The organism is Hyphomonadaceae bacterium ML37 (assembly GCA_027627685.1).
Lineage (GTDB): Bacteria > Pseudomonadota > Alphaproteobacteria > Caulobacterales > Maricaulaceae > Oceanicaulis.
In genome coordinates this window covers 706,605-723,707 of record CP091241.1, presented here as the reverse complement: position 1 = coordinate 723,707, position 17,103 = coordinate 706,605, and the positions used below count along the sequence as shown (strand labels likewise).

Here is a 17,103-nt window from a genome sequence, read left to right as displayed (position 1 = left end):
ACCATCTTGGCGTGGCGTGATCAGCGTGGCCTCTGGCAATGAGATGCCTCAGTTTGATCAAGCGACGCCGATGCGAGGTGGTCCGCCCCTATGGGATGCCGAAGGGCCAAAGGCCCGGTTCAGCGTCTGGGTGGAGTCCGCCGCCAGATCGATGGCGCCGGTCAGATGGTCAAGTATCTTGATGTTGTTGGCGAGTACGTGGAGCGCCTCAGGACGCATGTCACCGGTAAGCTTGGCGCACCGCGTAATGACCTCGGAGCGCAGCGCTGTGAGTATCTCCTCAGGCTTGAGGCCGGCGGGATTGTCTTCGGAAGCCAGAAAACGTGTCATGGTCATGCCTCTGAAACTCAAACAGGCCTCAAGCATGGCATGCAATGCTGATGATGGTGTAAACACCAGCTCCTTCTAGCTCACTATCTGCGCCATGCCCTTTTGTGGCGCTTCGGATACGCCGTGTCCAGAAATCAACCTACGCCAGCGCGACGGTTGGCGGCCTTGACCATTTCCGGCCGCATTGCGTCAGCCTCCCCTGGGACGTAGACCCGCCCGGCCTGTCAATCTGCACTGTCGTGATCGTCAGGCAGGGCGTCGTCTTCGGCGCTCCAGGCTTGGGCCGCGCCCGGTGTCGGACTGCCAGCCGGTTCAGGGCATCAATTTCTGCCCGCCCGCATGGGCTTCGATCCGGAGCCTGGTCCCTTTGCCCTTGTTGTGGGCACACAAATTTTCTGAACCAGACCACCGATTGCGAGCGCGGCGAACAAGCGTACCACCGGATTAACCATACAAGAATGCCGCACCCGTCCGATCCGCGGATCGCATTCGCTGCACAATGCGTTGGATGGGGCGCGTCGGTTCCGCCCCGGAGGCATGGTTTCAATGAGTGGCTTTCGCAATCCCGGCGTCCGGTCCCTGTTGCATGCGCGTCTGTATGGCTCGACCAGCCGCATTCTGGATATTCCGCGCCTGATCGAGCGCTTCCAGGAGACTGGCCAGAATCCATCTGCGTCCGCAGGCATTTTCCAGACACGCATGCTCAACCGCGCCTTCATCATAAAGCACTCGATCCGCGCCTATGAGCGCGATATTTTTGATCATCAGAATGCGTCCTCGACCAAAATGATCTTTCCGTTCGCCGCCTCTGACCTGAACCAGGGCGGCGCATCCCTTTTTGTGGACGAGCGCTATTTCACGGAAAAGATGCTCAAGTTCTGCGGGCTGAACATGATCGACGACGCCTATGCGCGCGATGAGAAGCTCCTGTTCATCCTCAATGACATTCCCTCATTCGATCCGTTCCTGATTTCCGAGCGTGCGCGATTTGACGGCATCGAGCTGCCGGTGGGCCTGATCGACCTGTCCGATCACGATCTGACGCAATTGCGCGAAATGGTCGCCAAATCCCTCTCCCAGATCACCGCCCTGGCCCTGCCAGAAGGAGCAGCCGAAGCGTCGTCACGGCTTGCCAGCGCCTTCCTGGCCAGCCGTGACGACAAGCGGCTCGACCCGCTGCGCGAGGCGATGAGCATGAGCAAGGGCGATTTTCAGGAAGCCATCTTCGCCTGGAAGGGCATATTGTACTACCAGTGGAAGCTGGAGGAATCCTCCGGCTTTTTCTCCGACATCGTCTCCACCCTGTCCCAGATCAAGCCCATCGACCGGGGGCCTGACATCATGCGCACGGTCCGCCTGCGCTCGCACCACATCGTGCGCGCCCTTAATCATTCAATGATCGCGCTGGCTGAGGCTTTGATGGGCTATCAGGAGGTGATCCGAAAACTCACCGAAGACCGCGATCCAAGGCATCTGGGAAACTTCCTCAGGGACGCCAAGTCCATGTTCGCCCAGGTCGGCGAAAATTCCAGCATCATCAGTCACTGCACCGACTTCTGGTCCTATGCCATGCGCGGCGTCAACTGGAACCTGCTGCCATCGGAAAAGGCCCTCGAAATCCTCAACTCCCTGTCTGCCAGCCTGCCCGCAGACGGCGATCCCAAAAACGCCGCGGCCCGTTAGAGTGCAGTCCAAACCCCGGTCTGCGTCTTCGCCGATGCCTCCTTTGAGGTGGGGGCCCGTGCGAATGGCGGCCGTCGACGGTCTGTCACGCAAATATCGTGGTCCCAGCCTGATCAATTCTCATCAGCATCGCGTTCCCAGATGAATATGACCGGATACAATAGGATGATCAACAAACCGATTACGCCCCAGGGGCCAAATTCAAAATCGAGAATGCCGTCTTGTGTCTTGAACAGGCCGATCCAGGAGCCAAGTATATTTACAATAAGGCCCCTTTCGTCTACGAACAAATCGCGCTCCCCAATCCCCCATAATATGAGAGATTGGGCGTGATCGGTGTCTAAAACAACAAAATCCATGCCGAACAGATATCGTCCCAACAGGTAGACCGAGAAGAGAATGATCAATTGGGGCAGTTTGCTTGTGATCAGCATAACGCGCGTCCGAACGTGATTCCAATGCTTGTGGTTTTTGGCTTCTGTGGCGCACATTGGCGCTGTCCGCCTGGCGGGTTCTGGAGGCTGGCCCGGATCCGTACCGGCGAGACAGGTATTATACGACGCCCACATCTGACGCTGATTTCTCTTGCGGCATAAAGGGGGCAGTCTTGCGCTGGTGTGCGCGCCAGGCTGGGCACGACCGTGTCAAGGTCAGGCCCGCCCTCGCTTGCGGCGCACGCTCGTGGCAAGGCTGAAACAAGCTTGAATGCAGCCGGCATTCAGACCTCCTCGTACTCGGGAAGGCAGTCTGTTAAACCGTTCAGCATGTTGATCGTATGATCGATCTTCATTGAACGAAATTCCGAGCTCTTAAACGCGAATTTCATGTAATCATGCGCATGACTCAATATTCCCGAGTGCTCACCGAGGACCGAAAAAAGCGCGTTTGATTTTTTCAAAAATTTTATGATAATAGCTGGCTCTTTGACAGAAATGAATTGCTCTATTGTTGAATCATGCTCTTCAAGTGCCATTTTTAATTGAAAAAGCGATACGTTCACGGATTTTATTACGTGTCGGCACCTTTGTTTAATTATATAGTCGGTGTTTGGATCAACAAACGACGGCTTTATTTGCTTAACGATGTCAACAATGTCTTCATATGAGCTCTGGGCAGAGCGCATCTTCCATCTGTAGAACAAGATACCTTTCCACGCATAAATCGCCTCGCGAAACTCCGCCCGGTCCATGCGCAGGGCGCTGCGCAGGGGCGCGAGGCTTTCGTCATCGCCACCACTGAGAAAGGCGGCTGCGAACCGTTGGGTCGCCGCGACTGAAGCGTTACCCTCCATCATCAAAGACGTGATCTGTGACAGCGAGTCTGACGTGGAACGCTTGAGCTGGAGCAGGTCAAATGCAGATATATCAACGATGCCCTTCGGCAACAAGAAGCCATCTAATGCAGCGCGCTCGGAAATCAAAAACGGATCAAAAGACGGAATCGAGTTCAATAGCGATATAAATTTGAGATCCCGTTGTATAAGCTCATTTCCATCTTTCGATTCGATATACCTAAATAAACGATCTTCAAAATATTTCTCTCCAAGCATTAATGATACGCCGCCTTTAGAAAGGTCGCCACCAGAAAATGGGAAGACAATTTTCACTGTCGATATCGGAGGCCTTTCAAAGTACATCGCCTCATGCGCTCGTATTGCGTGCTTTATAATAATCGATCTATTGAGCATGGAGTTCGCGAAGATGCGCTCGGCTGAATCACCATGGGACGCATTGTAGCGCTGGATCAATGTTGGGATATCGATGATGCGGCTGGTTGCGCCATATTGTCTGGCGTGCATCAGGGAGCGAATGCCAAGTTGATTGGAGCTGCTCATCAATGTCTCTTCGCGGTCCCGGGGAATCGGCTTGAAGGCGGGCCTGTTCATGTTTTTGGAGCAGATTGTCACGGCGCGTCGCGCCCACGAGGGTCGCGCAGGGCGAACCGCCCGCCTGTCATGTACTGGTAGCTGGGTGAACAGGATGAGGCGGCCCCTTCTCGTTACGGAGCGTTAAAAGCGGGATAAGGTATTGAGTTTCCCTGAACAAAAGAAGAAAAGTAATTGTAGATACAAGCCCCTATTGTTGGCTCGGTCAGTGATGGCGCGCAATAGCCTAGATTAGGTATATGCTCTCCCCTGGGGTCCGGATGTGTGGGTGATCCAGATTGTGGCACCCGGGTCACCCGTCTTTGCGCAGAACCCTTTTGATGAAAGTAGCGCGCTCGCCGAGACTTTCCGCCCGGTGAGCCCGATCAGAAGCATGGGCCCCGGTGCGAAAGAGTTTTGTCACGCGGGTCCGTAAGCCGGGGCGTGTGCCCGACGCGCGCTCGAGGGATGCGCTTTGCGTTCAAGACCCTCGCCGGTTCCTTGATTTAGGCCTTTGACGGCATTTACGTCTTTATCAACAATTCATGTCATGCTGCTCAACTCTGTATAAATAAAAGGGACTTTCATGACTCGTTTTCTGGCTTCCGAAGACAACCCCGCCGGCCTCAGGCCTGAGGACATACTCACAGCGCTGCGCTCCGAGGTCATTACGCGGTGCGTCAAGCTAACAAGCGATGCGCGCCCAGAGGCGCTCCATGTGCTCGCCAATAACATCAAGATCCTTGATCATCTGACAGCCGCAATCGATCTGGCGATGGACTCCACTCAGACACTGAACCGCGCATTTGGCCCCTCCGCATCCCATAAGGGCGGACCGCCTCGCATCGGCGTCGCCTGATCAAACCCGGATACCTCAATATCAGACGCCGCGTCGATTGGGCACCTTGCGGTGGGTTGCCGATGCCCATGGAGAATGCGAGCGATGGCGCAGACACCACAATACCCAGCGTCCGTACAGCGCCATCGCCGACCGAACGCCTGCGGAGGGACGAAAAGCGCCAGGACTCATGCCGCCCGCCATTGCACCGTGACGCGTGGATCTTCCAACTCCCCGTGGTCCGAAAACGGGTTCAGGCGCACTGTGGCGATCCCTGAGTATGAGTGCGTTTACCTGCATGCCCGGGAGACCGGTTTGCAGGCGAAGGCGTGCGTGGGGGCATGGATGAACTTCTACAATCACCGGCACCTGCACACCGCTCATGCCCCCCGCCATAATCTACTGGCAGTTGGGCCAAACCTATCAACCTGATCAGAGGGAGCTCAGAGTAGCTTAAAAACCGTCAGAAACTGCCCAACGAATAGGGAGCATCCCACAGATTTGGCGATTTCGGGTGAGGAAGCGAAATATTCCCTACTCTATATTAACAAATCACCCCGAGGCCGAACAGCTGATTTAGAGGCATTGCGTTACATATGCCATTTGTGGCTACAACAATAAAATCTTAAATCAATAATAGTTTATTCATTATTTAATCCGATGTTCAGTTATATATTAATCTCTTGTTTTGGTCGGCCGATATAATAGCGTCAGAGTAATTTTATGTAGAATGCAAAATGGTGGAGCAATGATATTTCTGGAAATAAATAACCAGGGGCAATGATCTCCCAGCGGAGCCGAAATCATGTTCATAACCGCATGAATTCCGGGTTCAACCTCGCATCAGCCAAAGATAATGGCGGCATGTTCGCCATCGCTCAGAATATGCGCTCCGAGGTAAGTGGCCCGCGCGCCGTCAACGAATGGGTGGATCTGGCTCAATCGGTCCCCGACGTGACCGCCGCCGCTGGCTCGGCAATCTCTACTCTACCGATCGAAATGAAAGAAAAGACGCTCGCTGCGTCAGACAGGCTCTCGGCCTCAACAGCATTGTGAGGGAGAAAAAATGTATCAACCGTCGCAAAGCCTTCACAGACTTGTCGCCCTGTCACAGGAAACATCACCTGAATCCAGGCGACAGGTACTCAGAGACGTAACAGACCTCTTCCTTGAAGAACCCCCGTCTCAAAATTCTACTGTGTATGCCGAGTTCGACGCGCTCTTGCAGTCTCTTGCCAAAAAGGTCACCGAGCATGCCCGAGCGACGCTATCCGAACGCTTGGCCGATTGCGCCCAAGCGCCACATGAACTTATTTCGCAACTGGCAATGGATGCCATTGAGGTGGCGGGACCAATACTGCTTCGGTCTCCAGTTATAAATGATGTCGATCTTGTTAATATCGTTGAAAGCCAAACTCAGGAGCACATTCGCGCCATTGCCGAGCGCAAAAGCGTATCCGAGAAGGTTTCAAGAGCAATCGCTGTCAAAGGCGATGATACAAGTCTGGCTCGCCTCATACTGAATGAGGGCGCAAAAGTTGACCGGGTCACCTTCGAAATAGCGACGGAGCGCGCCGAGCGCAGCCCCATGATCCAGGGCTCATTGGTGCGCCGCTCCAATACGCCTGCCGATCTTCTGGCGGACCTCATTACCATCGTGGAAAGCACTTTGCGCGAGCAGATCATTGCACGCTTTGAAGGTCTTAACCCGGTAGTCCTCGAAGCTGCCCTGGCGGCGTCACACGAGCGCCTGGCCAAGCGTCTCCTCGTGGAATCTGAGACGGAAGCCGCGCGCAAGCATCTTGATGTCACTCGGGTACGCCACGCGCTTAACGCCTCACTTTTGATATCACTGTTGAAAAAAGACAAGATTATTGAATTTCAGGTTGCTTTTGCGGAACTGGCCAATGTCAGCACACATGTCGTGAAGCGAGCCATGAACCACGAAAGTCCTGATGGATTGTTATTGTTATGCATGGCCACCGGAATTAAGAAAGCGGATTTCCTCATGATTGTCGGCCTGACGAAACAGGCTGCGCCCGTCAAAAATGCTGTACATGAGGACCTGAACTCAAGATTCAACGCAATCAGAGACATGGCGCGCGTTTATGATAATATGACCGTTGAATCTGCTCAACGCGCCATTCGATTTATGAAAGTTCGTGGTCATGTTGCTCATCATGCAGACAAAGGCGCAGTAGCTTTATTATAATTAAATAATGACGTATTTTAGTAATCGCATGCGATAAATCAAAACCAGAAAAAATTTTGTCGACGTTAAGCTGCTTGCATCCGCAATCAGTAAATTATCAGGTTTTCAATAGATCCGCACTCATGACAGCACTCTACCTATCGCCGAGGGTAGCTGATGCTGTCATGGGCAGACTGATCGAGCACATCGGCGAGGCACACCACAAGCCCAACGCAGTCAACGCCGCAGCGAGTGCTTCCCTGGTGGCCCCAGGGCACGCCCAGCCAGCCGCGTGCCTCGGCGATGATGCCCTCAGAGGTGACGATCTCATCGGGCATGGGAATAGCTCATCAGGGCGTCCCGCCTCGGCACGTACGGCTCACCGTGGAAGTTCAGAACATTGATGAAGCGGGTGATAGGTCTCGAGACCCTTGTCGCAGCCGAGATGTATAGCGAACGCCTCGCGAGGTTCGATCGCGTAGCCCATGGGCAGGAACAGCTCGATCGCGCCGTTCGACTGCGCACAGGCTTCGACCTTGATGGAGCCCCCGGCATTCGAGCCCGCCCTACCAGGTGAGCACGCGTCCCGCGACCGGTCGTTCGCGGCGTCCGGAGCGTCCACCTGCACGATAACCTGCGAGCGCGAGGTGACAGCAAGAACGGTTCCAGGCTGCGTCCTTGCCGAGCCGGTGATCGCCAAGGCCTGCCCGGCATTGGGCTTTCTCACGAATAGGAGCTTCGGAAAATGCTGGGGCGGTTCAAGGGGTCAAATTTGACTGCGGATTCACACGCTACATTTGGTTGAGCGAAAACAATTTTGCCAATACAAAATGTGAATTTGTCTCTACAAATATTATTCTCAATCTGTTCAGCAAAATTCAGTGTTCTGCCCTCACTCTGAGCTTCTGCCAGCACCGATAAGGACGCCATTTTTGATCCCAATCTCAGCGCGTGCCAAGCTTAAGCGTAGCAGGAGCCGACCCGCGCGGGCGGAGCGCGATGCACCCCTGTACCATGACTGCGTGAACTGGCGTCCTTCCGAACCAGCATCAGCCCACCCATCCCGCAACAAACAATTCAAGATTTGATCTGATGGCCGCAGTTCCAGCCCGCTTTCGATCACTTATTCACTTCGTTCGTGACCGGTGTGGCGTGTCTGCAGTCGAGTTCGCACTAATCGCGCCGATGATGATTGCTATGTACATTGGTATCGCTCATCTCAGTTTGGTGCTGAGCGCCGACCGCAAGGTCTCCAGTGCCGCGCTTGTGGTGGCTGACCTGACCACCCAACAAGCTACAGTGACCCGGGCTGATCTCGCCGATTTTCTTGCGGCTGGGCGAATCATGACTGCGCCCCTCAACGGCGCCGACATGGGGTTACGCGTGAGATCGGTACGCATGTGCGAAAACGGGACGACATATGTCAGCTGGAGCGAAGCTGACGCCATGAGCGCCGAAAACGGTGTTCCCGAACTGCCAGAGGGGCTTCTGACGCCGGGCGGATCGGTGATTTTGGTTGATACTGAAATGCCCTTGGTCACCTCGTTCAGCGACCTGTTCGGAGGACCGGTGACATCGCGAGGCACTGCAATCATGCGGCCTCGCCGCTCAAATGAAGTCTCCCTATCTCCTGCATTGCCTCGAGCACGAACTGCAGGTCGCCCTCCCCCGCCATACCCGCCTAGGTGCTGTTGACAAAGTACCGGAACCACAGGCGGATTGAAGCGAGATGGATGAAGCCGAGATAGCTGTCGGCGGTCTTGTCGTAGCGTGTGGCGAGGCGGCGTGAGCAGCGCAGCTTGTTGAAGCACCGCTCGATGCGGTTTCTCAGCCCATAGACGAAGTCGTCGATCTGGACGGGGTTCTTGCGGTTTCGGCGCGCCGGGATCATCGGCACGGCGCCGGCGGCTTCCAGCGATGTTCGGATATTGTCGCTGTCATAGCCTTTGTCGGCCAGCAGGACGCGCGGGACTGGGCCATGCGCGGCCATCACCGCCTCATAACCTTTGTAGTCGGAGACTTCACCGCCGGTGATCTCAGCGGCTATGGGCAGCCCTTCAGCGTTGGTGCGAAGGTGTATTTTGGTCGTGAAGCCACCTTTTGAGCGCCCAAAACCCTGTTTTTGAGTCCCCCTTTAGCGCCCGCAGCCTGATGGTGCGCGCGAACGATAGTGGAATCGACCATTTGAAGACTGTCGGGTACGGCCCCGCTCTCGCCCAGCGCTTCCAACATCACCTCCCACACGCCTGACAGCGTCCAGCGGCGGAACTGGCGGTAGACCCGCGTCCACGGACCGAAATAGTCGTGAAGATCACGCCAGGGCGCGCCGGTGCGCGCGATCCAGAACACGCCGTCCAGCACGCGGCGATGATCAGAAGGCGGGCGGCCCCGCTTGCCTCCGGTCGCCACCACGAAAGGCGCAAAGAACGCCCACTCCTCGTCCGTCATCAAACCGCGAACCAAGACCACCTCCCAAAAGCCAGTCTTGAATCACGCTTCGGGCGGGTTGGGAATCCACTTCGTCAACAGGTCCTAATCATCCCTGCGCACCTCCGCCCCCACCCCCCCCTACCAGCCCGATCGAGAGGCCGAATTGAATTTTTTGAGCAAGGCGAATGGCTCCGGGCTTTCCCGAAGCTCCTACTTGTGAGAAGGAGCTGTTGGGGGCCAGCCTTATTCGTATCCAAAAGGCGACGAGGATGGCGAGGGCTGAGCCACTCTCTGATAACCCGGAAACCCTCACGCCGGTCCGCGCTGACCTCCTTATCAGCGGGCCTCCCGCACAGTCAGGCCGAGCAGATCGGCACCGCTGGAGCCTTCAGGCCCACTGTGAGTTATAGCGCGAAACGGGACACGATCGGACGTTCGTCAAAGTCGCTTGAGTCCCAACCCATTTGACCGTTTAATATAAGCAAATTTCATTCTAAAAGGAGTATGCATGAAGCGTTTTTTCCAGATGCGACCCGTGAAATTGGTTGGTTTTTTAGCGTCAGTCCTGTCACTTGCTTGCACAACGATCATCCCGGCATCCGCATGCACTGGCATCTCGCTTCGGGCGTCAGACGGCAGCCGGATTGTCGCCCGTACCGTCGAGTGGGCTCTTAGCGATGCAGACCACGACACGCTTGTCCTGTTTCCGCGCGATCATCAGTTTACAGCCCAGACCCCGGAGGGTTTTAACGGACTCTCCTGGACGGGGCGCTACGGTTTCATTTCGCTGGGCGCTTATGGGGAGCCGTACGGGCCTGACGGCATGAACGAAGCCGGTCTGTACGTGGGAATGTACTATTTTCCTGAGTACGCGAGTTTTGCGCCTTACGAGTCATCACAGGCAGCGCGATCCCTCAGCGTCGGCGACCTGATGCGGTGGATTCTATCGTCCTTCGCGACTGTTGACGAGGTGCGCGTCAATATTGAGGCGGTGCGCGTTGTAAATGTCGAAGATCCGCGTTTCGGCGGTGCCCCTTTGCCCTTCCATTGGAAAATTGAAGACCCGAGTGGTGCCAGCATTGTTATCGAGATTGTCAATGGAGGGAATGTGCAAATCCATGAAAGCTTCATGGGTGTTATAACCAACTCCCCCGATTACGGCTGGCATTTGACTAATTTGCGAAACTATCTTGGCCTGTCACCTGTGGCGGAGCTTCCGGTCGAAATCGCTGGGGAGACCTTTGCGCCGTTTGGGGCGGGCACCGGGCTTCGGGGCCTGCCCGGTGATTTTACCCCCCCTTCCAGATTTGTGCGCGCGGTAGCGCTAAGCGCCTCTGCCAGACCACTTGAGACCGGCAATGAAGCGGTTTTCGAGGCGTTTCGCATCCTAGACAGCTTCAACATCCCCGTCGGTGCAACGGGGCCGACCGACACCATCGCCGCCGACATTGAGAGCGCCACCCAGATAACGACCGCATGGGATCTAACCGCCCGCAGAATGTTCTTTCACACGATGTCTGATCGCGAGGTTCGCACCATCGACCTGAACCGTATCGACTTCGACACTCCGGGCATGCGGATAATCACTGAGGGGGCAAGCGCACGTCAGACAGTACGGGACATCACGCCTTGATCTACGGCAGCCGTCCAATCTCCATGTGGCGATTCCTGCCATTAGAGCGTGATCCAGCCTGATTGAACCGGATTTGGGATCCACGTGAGGTGCGAACTCTGAATCACACTGTCTGCCGGGGCGGGAGGCCGGAGGACATGTCCAAGGCTTTATCTGCTGACCTTCGCAGCGGTGACGGCGGAAACGAACCACCGCGAGGCGGCTGAGCAATTTAGTGCCAGCGCAGCCGGTGTCAGCCGCTGGCGCGGGCTGGATCGCAATAAACGCATTTGGGTGGGCGGCTATGTGCCGCTCGGCTACGACGTGCGCGAGCGCAAGCTGGTGATCAACCAGGCCGAAGCCGCGTCGGTCCACGCGGTCTTCGAGCGCTTCGTCGAGACCAGTTCTGCAACCGTGCTGGCGCGCGAGCTGCGGCGCCAGGATTTCCGAAGCAAGCAGGGCAGCCTGATCGACAAGGGCTATGTCTACCGCCTCCTGCACAACCGGGTCTATCGCGGCGAGGCCGTCCACACCGGCCATGATCTGCGAGCCTGAGCCGCAGAACGGCTCGTAGCAGAGACCGCCGCGGGCCACGTGCTGGCGCATCGGGATCCCGAACGCGTCCAGGGGTTTCGGGGTCGGATGGTCCGGGCGGTCGTCCTTGGCGAAGCTCGCCAGCGGCCATGTGGAGGGCAGCGTCTCCTCGGCAACTTTTGGCGGACGGTTCGGACGGCGCCACCCCATGAAGCAGGGCTCGTGCTTCCACAGGTAATGGGAGCGGGTCAGGACACCGCGGTCCTTTACCCAGATGATCTGCTGGTGAACGAACGCGCCGGCTTTTTCCCAGCAGGCCTCCAGCATCGCCTGGCGGCGCGAGGCGTGCCAGCAATACCAGGCCGCATCCTCGGTAATGGCTTCAGCCACAGCCGCGGCGATGAACCCGTCATAGAGCTCGGCGCCCTGCGAGCTGTCGTCCCAGGTAACGCCGTAGGATTGGCTCCAGTCCTTGTTGCGCGTCGGGTGGTTCGAGCCGTCATAGTCCACGAGATACGGCGGATCGGTTGCGAACAGGATCGCCCGCTCGCCATTCATCAGACGGCGGACATCGGCATGGTTCGTGCTGTCGCCGCAGAGCAGCCGATGGTCACCGAGTATCCACAGATCGCCGGTGCGCGAGGCCGGGTTGCGGGGAGGTTCGGGGATGGTCACCGGCGGCACGCAGCCGCCGCCACCGCCCTCACCCTCCGGCACGAAGGCCAGCAGCTTGTCCAGCTCCCCGTCGGAGAACCCGACCAGCGACAGTTCGAACTCCTCTGCCAGGAGGTCATTCAGTTCGGCCGAGAGCAGCGCCTCGTCCCAGGTTCCGAGCTCCGTCAGCTTGTTGTCGGCGATGCGGTAGGCCCGTCGCTGCGCTTCCGTCAGATGCCCCAGCACGATCACCGGAGCCTCGGTCAGTCCGAGCTGGGCAGCCGCCAGCACCCGGCCATGACCTGCGATCAGTTCGCCGTCCTCGGCTACGAGGCAGGGCACGGTCCAGCCGAACTCGGCCATGCTGGCGGCGATCCTGGCGACCTGGTCGGCGCCATGGACCTTGGCGTTCCTCGCATAGGGCTGCAGGCGCGCAAGCGGCCAGTGCTCGATCCGCTCGGGCGCGAAGGCGAGGGTCATGACGGTGATCCTGTGGGCTGGCGGGGGTGGATTCCGGCAGGTGGATTCCAGTGGCTTCCCGGGTGGACTCCGTTCGGGGTCCAGCGGTCACCATTGGTGTCCAGATGAAAAGGCTCGTGTTTTCTGGGGATTAGGCAGGATGCGGGTGGATCCGGCTTCCGGGTGGCTTCCCAGAAATCCGGCCCTGTCGCTAGCGATATGGCGCGCTTGGCCCCCCAGCATACGATTTCGGCCAGGAAGGAACCGGAAACTCGTCTGAAAGCGGGACAAAGACCGCGACGCGCGCCTCTCCCGAGGATAGGCAGAAACTACCCGAGAACCGGGCTTTTCGTCTCTTCGAAAAATGTCCGGCGGACGGTTTTCGCCTTGTTTCGCCAGATTGCGGTCACTCCCCGAGGAGCGCCCGCAGATCTTTCATCAACAGGAACAGATGATAGGCGTCGGTCGGACTCGGTTCGAAGTCGAATTGCTCGTACCAGGCGCGCGCTTCATCGTCCTTGGCATGAACGAGCAGTGCCCGGATGCCCGCGATGTCGGCCGCCTGGGCCGTGGGCAGCAGTGCATCCTTGAGCAAAGCCCTGCCGAGCCCCTTTCCCTGCTCGGACCGGTCGATGGCAAGACGGGCAAGGAGCATTACCGGGATCGGATGGCGGGCAAGCCCTTTGCCGACACGACCCGGAGCGTCGGCATGTTCGACGGCGCCGACCGCGAGGCTGTAATAGCCTACGATACGCAGGTCCCCGCGGCAGACGACATAGGTCTGAGCGCTGCCCGCTTTCTGGTTGACCAGAGCGTGGCGTTGCAGGAAACGGTCGAGGGGTTCCTTGCCACAATCAAACGCGTCGACGTCGTGGGAGGCATCGAGCTTTCGCACGGCAGAGAACGCCTGGTTCTCCGCCGTCACTCAAGCACGCTCTTCTCGGCGAGCAGTCGGGCGAGGCGCGGCTTGCTCTGGACGGGACGGTCGAGAACATCCTGGAAGGCTTGCCACTGGGCGTCGTCCAGCCGGAACATGCGTCGATCAACGAGCGCTTCCTCAGCGGCATGGATGCCCGCCTCAAGCAGGAACTCCGTCACGTTCTTGTGCGAAAACGCGGCTGCACGCTGCAGCAGCGCCTTCATCGTCGGCGTGGTGCGCACTTCGATACGTTCGGACTTGGCTTCGGCTACGGGCATGGCTGTTCTCCTATCCCAGCCTCCATATCATACGGACAACGTACGGACAAGGAGTTAACTGGTATGGCTGGCCGGGTCCTCGCAAGCGCCCTTGACCATTTCAATCACATAGCGCCGCGATCGGAGCCGGGGGACTTTACGGCGGTTCAGCCGCCACGCGATGACGCAGAGCGCGTAGAGCCAGTGCTCGTGAGCGGCGGAGCGCTGCAAGCCGACCGTCCAGCAGATCGTTTTCCAGCGCGCTCCATGGGCGCGCATCCAGATGATCTTGCCGTCTACGGGATCGAGCCCCACCGTCCAGCCTAGCGTCTCCTCCATCCGGCTGATGGCGGCGGGAGACGGCAGCACCCGCATGGGCCTCGCTTCCTGCTCGGCCTTGTCAGCGAAGCTGTGGACGATCTCGGGCCAGGTGTTGAAGTAGCCCTGGCGCCGGGGCGCGGGCAGGCGATCGAGCACGAGAGCGGCTTCGGCAAAACGTTCCTCGACGAGGCTGGGTGTCCAATGGGTCATCGGCGCATATCCCTGTTCTGGGGGCCATAGAGCTTCTCGCCCAGCTGGCGCACGAGCTCGCGCTCGGGCCAGGTCAGGCGATCATCATCGAGTGAGACCGCGAGGACGCGTTGCTCGCGCCAGCCCTCGCGCTTGACCTCTTCGGGGCTGCGGCGCTGGCCGCCGTATCCGCGCGGCGCCCACCTCACAGCACACCTCCCCGGGTCTCGATGGCCCACAGAAGGATGGCGATGGCGTCGGCCTCATTGTCATCGGCGGGTGAGAACCCGCGCGCGCGAACCGCTGCGATCATGGCGTCCTTGGGCGCATTGCCCTTGCCGGTGGCGAAGCGCTTGATCGTGCCCACCGGAACGCCCTGATAGGCGACGCTCTCGCGCTCGCACCATGCGGTCAGTGTCGCCAGGAAGCCGCCATAGATGTGGGCGGCGTCGGTACCGGCGTGGCGGCGCACCTCCTCGAACCAGATGGCCGAGATGGGACCGGAGAACCGGTCGAGCTCGGCGAGCCAGCCCGAGAAGCGGAGATATCGCATGCCCCCACCGTCATAGCGGCTGGGCCGCAGCGAGAGCGTGCCGCTGGTAATCAGACCATCCGCGGTGCGCAGCGCCCAGCCGGTGGATGTGCCCAGATCGAGCGCCAGCATGGTGCGGTGCGCACCTGCGCCCGGCGGCAGTTGCGGGGTTGCGCCACGCGCGGCGCTGGACACAGTCAGGTCAGCCATGAGCGGTCTCCTTTGTGGTGGCTGGTCTTGGTGGAAGGCGGCGGCGGCCTGGTGCTTGGCGGTACGGGGCCGCCGCCGTCGGATCGGGGTGTGTGCGCCTCATGGATCGAGCTCGCGCAGCCAGTCGGGCAGGTGTGAGCCTTGGGAACCTGCGTTTGGAGGTTCCCCCGGAGGTTCCCCTGCACAACCGGCTGATTTATTTGGGATTTGGGAACCTGGGGAACCTGGGGAACCTTTTGCGGTATTCTCTATCGCATGCGCGCGCGTGCGCGTGTGCGTAAGGGTGGGGAGAGGTTCCCCAGGTTCCCCAGGTTCCCCTTTTCCATTTTTTTCAATAGGTTGCTGAGGGGAACCTTCTCTTTGGAGGTTCCCCTTACTTGCTGGAGGTTCCCCAACCTTGGGCTGATCCAGAGAGAACATGCTCGTTTTCTTATCATTGAGCTTCAGCTGCCAGCGTGCGGCCTTGTGCTCGACTCCTGCATGGACCAGTCGAACCTCGACTTCGCCGAACCCCGGCGTCGGAGCATAGAGAAGCCGCGCATCGGGATGATAGCCCGGCGTGGTCAGCAGCGTGCCCGCCCGGCCAAAGACCGGCGTATTGACGATCCCCACCAGAACAGGCAGCGCCGGGTCGGGCGTGGCCAGCACGGATTTGACGACGGCGACCGGGGGCGGGGCTGCAACCAGCTCGCCCCTGGCGTTCAGCTTCTTCCAGTGGGCCAGGCGCGCCAGCATGTGCCGCAGACGCTCTTCAGTGATCCCGGCGGCGACCGGGCGGCCCTCGTCGTCGGGGACCACCCATGTGGGCTGACCTGCAAAACGGAACACCCACGGCGTGCTGTTGGAGGCCATGAGGAGGCTCCAGACCCGCTCGACCGAGCGTGCCAGATCGCCCTCATCGGCGCGCAGTGTGGGGACGGCCTCGCCGCTGCCGCGATAGTTGACCGGGCGGTGCTGGCCGATCTGCATCACGGTCCCTGTCTCGACAACCGATTGCGCCGCGCCGATCACGCGCTCCACGGCCTCAGGCCCCTCGCCCAGCAGGAGGTCGTTGAAGTCCTGGCCTTCTTCGGGGGGCACGGCGATGGCGACATCGCGCCCCTGCGCGCGCAGGCGCCGGGCGGCGGCGTCCGCGGCGCGCAGACCGGCCCCCGAGGCGTCATTATCGGCCAGGATGAGCACGCGCCGGGCTGCGGCCGGCAGATCGACCTGCTCGAGCCCGGACGTGGACAGCGTCGCCCAGACCGGCAGGCCGGGGCAGGCCGTCATCACCGCAAGCCCGGTCTCGACGCCTTCCGATAGCGCCAGCCTGTCGTCATCGCCGAGCGGCCCAAGGCGCACCGCGCCGCCAGCGATGCGGCCAAGCATCATTTTCGGCTTGGCGACCGGCGCCTTGCGCACCTGGCCGCCGTCTTCAACGAGATAGGTGCGGTGGAGCCCGATCACCTCCCCTTGGCGATCACGCACCTGGCCCAGAAGCGCTGGATAGCCGGTTCTGGTCTCCCAGTGCGTGAGGTCGCGATGGAAGAGCAGATCGGCCTCGGCGGCGATTGCGAGACCGCGGCCCGTAAGGTAGCGCGCCGCTTGCGTGCCCGCGAGCGGCTCGCCAATGCGGCTGGCGCCGAGATAATCGCGCGGCCGCTGGCTCTCGCGCTCGGCCACGAGCGCGTCATCGATGAGCGTGTTGATCCGCGCGCCCGGCGGTGCGGGGGCGTCGGCACGGCCATAGACGAAGCCCGAGCGATGGTTGAGGTCGATCATGGGTGCGCGCCTATCAGAACGGCAGATCGCCGGCGTCTGACTGGCGCTGCATGGAGGCCTGGAACCCGTCCACGCATGCCTCGATCACCCGGTCGATGTCTGCAGCCGGGCGCGCAAAAAAGGGCTCCATCAGCCCCAGCTCGCTCAGCGTCTCGGCCAGCGCGCGGCGCGCCTCGCGAATGGCGCGCGCTTCCATCTCCGTCCTGTCGATCATGGCGTCATGCTCCTGGAAGAGGCGCACGCCCGCGTCCTGACAGACGCGCGAGCAGAAGCGCCAGCGTGGATGAAGATCGGGGCGAAGGTCGCGGCAGAAGCCGTA

19 protein-coding genes and 1 pseudogene are annotated in these 17,103 nt (G+C 59.4%); 6 read left to right on the top strand and 14 right to left on the bottom strand.

Features of this window, described 5'->3' with window-relative positions; all coding sequences use genetic code 11:
- Positions 1–57: 57 nt before the first annotated feature.
- Positions 58–330, bottom strand: a complete 273-nt coding sequence (locus L2D01_03655) for a hypothetical protein (GenBank protein WBQ10880.1) — start codon at positions 328–330, stop codon at positions 58–60.
- 546 nt (positions 331–876) lie between these two features.
- Here L2D01_03655 and L2D01_03650 point away from each other — a divergent pair.
- Positions 877–2,013, top strand: a complete 1,137-nt coding sequence (locus L2D01_03650; GenBank protein WBQ10879.1) for a hypothetical protein — start codon at positions 877–879, stop codon at positions 2,011–2,013.
- A gap of 113 nt (positions 2,014–2,126) precedes the next feature.
- On the opposite strand, the gene L2D01_03645 is transcribed toward L2D01_03650, so the two are convergent.
- Positions 2,127–2,447: a hypothetical protein gene (locus tag L2D01_03645; protein ID WBQ10878.1), complete on the bottom strand. Its 321-nt coding sequence runs from the start codon at positions 2,445–2,447 to the stop codon at positions 2,127–2,129.
- Positions 2,448–2,731: 284 nt separating this feature from the next.
- Positions 2,732–3,847 (bottom strand): hypothetical protein, encoded by a 1,116-nt coding sequence (locus tag L2D01_03640; GenBank protein ID WBQ10877.1) that lies wholly within the window; start codon positions 3,845–3,847, stop codon positions 2,732–2,734.
- A 616-nt stretch (positions 3,848–4,463) separates the two neighbouring features.
- On the opposite strand from L2D01_03640, the gene L2D01_03635 reads away from it, so the two are divergent.
- The 3 genes from L2D01_03635 to L2D01_03625 all read left to right on the top strand — a co-directional run bounded on the left by L2D01_03635 (position 4,464) and on the right by L2D01_03625 (position 6,927).
- On the top strand, positions 4,464–4,736 hold the full coding sequence (locus tag L2D01_03635; protein ID WBQ10876.1) for a hypothetical protein: 273 nt from the start codon (positions 4,464–4,466) through the stop codon (positions 4,734–4,736).
- A 798-nt stretch (positions 4,737–5,534) separates the two neighbouring features.
- Positions 5,535–5,771 carry a hypothetical protein gene (locus tag L2D01_03630; GenBank protein ID WBQ10875.1) on the top strand — a complete coding sequence of 79 codons (237 nt, stop codon included), beginning with the start codon at positions 5,535–5,537 and terminating at the stop codon, positions 5,769–5,771.
- A gap of 10 nt (positions 5,772–5,781) precedes the next feature.
- Positions 5,782–6,927 carry a DUF2336 domain-containing protein gene (locus L2D01_03625; protein ID WBQ10874.1) on the top strand — a complete coding sequence of 382 codons (1,146 nt, stop codon included), beginning with the start codon at positions 5,782–5,784 and terminating at the stop codon, positions 6,925–6,927.
- A 137-nt stretch (positions 6,928–7,064) separates the two neighbouring features.
- Here the strand turns inward: L2D01_03625 and L2D01_03620 are convergent, their stop codons facing one another.
- Both L2D01_03620 and L2D01_03615 read right to left on the bottom strand, forming a co-directional pair.
- Positions 7,065–7,244: a hypothetical protein gene (locus L2D01_03620; GenBank protein WBQ10873.1), complete on the bottom strand. Its 180-nt coding sequence runs from the start codon at positions 7,242–7,244 to the stop codon at positions 7,065–7,067.
- Between the two features lie 41 nt (positions 7,245–7,285).
- Positions 7,286–7,633, bottom strand: coding sequence for a phage BR0599 family protein (locus L2D01_03615; GenBank protein WBQ10872.1), 348 nt, complete (start codon positions 7,631–7,633; stop codon positions 7,286–7,288).
- Positions 7,634–7,998: 365 nt separating this feature from the next.
- Between L2D01_03615 and L2D01_03610 the strand changes: the two genes are divergently transcribed.
- Complete coding sequence (locus tag L2D01_03610) at positions 7,999–8,601, top strand: pilus assembly protein (protein ID WBQ10871.1); 603 nt, start codon at positions 7,999–8,001, stop codon at positions 8,599–8,601.
- On the opposite strand, the gene L2D01_03605 is transcribed toward L2D01_03610, so the two are convergent.
- Positions 8,588–9,375 (bottom strand): IS5 family transposase gene (locus L2D01_03605; GenBank protein WBQ10870.1). Its coding sequence is split into 2 segments (ribosomal slippage): positions 8,588–9,042 and positions 9,042–9,375, totalling 789 coding nucleotides; the frame shifts between segments, so codons are not numbered across the junction. The two genes, L2D01_03610 and L2D01_03605, sit on opposite strands and share 14 nt — an antisense overlap.
- 469 nt (positions 9,376–9,844) lie before the next feature.
- Between L2D01_03605 and L2D01_03600 the strand changes: the two genes are divergently transcribed.
- Entirely contained in the window at positions 9,845–10,969 is a 1,125-nt protein-coding gene (locus L2D01_03600) for a choloylglycine hydrolase family protein (protein WBQ10869.1), read from the top strand.
- A gap of 1,425 nt (positions 10,970–12,394) precedes the next feature.
- Here L2D01_03600 and L2D01_03595 read toward each other — a convergent pair.
- The 8 genes and pseudogenes from L2D01_03595 to L2D01_03560 all read right to left on the bottom strand — a co-directional run bounded on the left by L2D01_03595 (position 12,395) and on the right by L2D01_03560 (position 16,998).
- Positions 12,395–12,616: pseudogene (locus L2D01_03595) on the bottom strand (ParB/Srx family N-terminal domain-containing protein).
- 385 nt (positions 12,617–13,001) lie between these two features.
- Positions 13,002–13,520, bottom strand: coding sequence for a GNAT family N-acetyltransferase (locus tag L2D01_03590; GenBank protein ID WBQ10868.1), 519 nt, complete (start codon positions 13,518–13,520; stop codon positions 13,002–13,004).
- Positions 13,517–13,792: a DUF1778 domain-containing protein gene (locus tag L2D01_03585; protein ID WBQ10867.1), complete on the bottom strand. Its 276-nt coding sequence runs from the start codon at positions 13,790–13,792 to the stop codon at positions 13,517–13,519. Before L2D01_03585 ends, L2D01_03590 begins: the two co-directional genes overlap by 4 nt.
- A 54-nt stretch (positions 13,793–13,846) precedes the next feature.
- Positions 13,847–14,302, bottom strand: a complete 456-nt coding sequence (locus L2D01_03580; GenBank protein ID WBQ10866.1) for a DUF6362 family protein — start codon at positions 14,300–14,302, stop codon at positions 13,847–13,849.
- Positions 14,299–14,490 (bottom strand): hypothetical protein, encoded by a 192-nt coding sequence (locus L2D01_03575; GenBank protein ID WBQ10865.1) that lies wholly within the window; start codon positions 14,488–14,490, stop codon positions 14,299–14,301. The genes L2D01_03580 and L2D01_03575 overlap by 4 nt, the downstream gene beginning before the upstream one ends.
- Complete coding sequence (locus tag L2D01_03570; protein WBQ10864.1) at positions 14,487–15,023, bottom strand: hypothetical protein; 537 nt, start codon at positions 15,021–15,023, stop codon at positions 14,487–14,489. Before L2D01_03570 ends, L2D01_03575 begins: the two co-directional genes overlap by 4 nt.
- A gap of 99 nt (positions 15,024–15,122) precedes the next feature.
- On the bottom strand, positions 15,123–16,784 hold the full coding sequence (locus L2D01_03565; protein ID WBQ10863.1) for a toprim domain-containing protein: 1,662 nt from the start codon (positions 16,782–16,784) through the stop codon (positions 15,123–15,125).
- A gap of 13 nt (positions 16,785–16,797) precedes the next feature.
- The gene (locus L2D01_03560; GenBank protein ID WBQ10862.1) at positions 16,798–16,998 is read right to left on the bottom strand and encodes a DUF6511 domain-containing protein; all 201 of its coding nucleotides are present in this window, start codon (positions 16,996–16,998) and stop codon (positions 16,798–16,800) included.
- Positions 16,999–17,103: the final 105 nt, after the last annotated feature.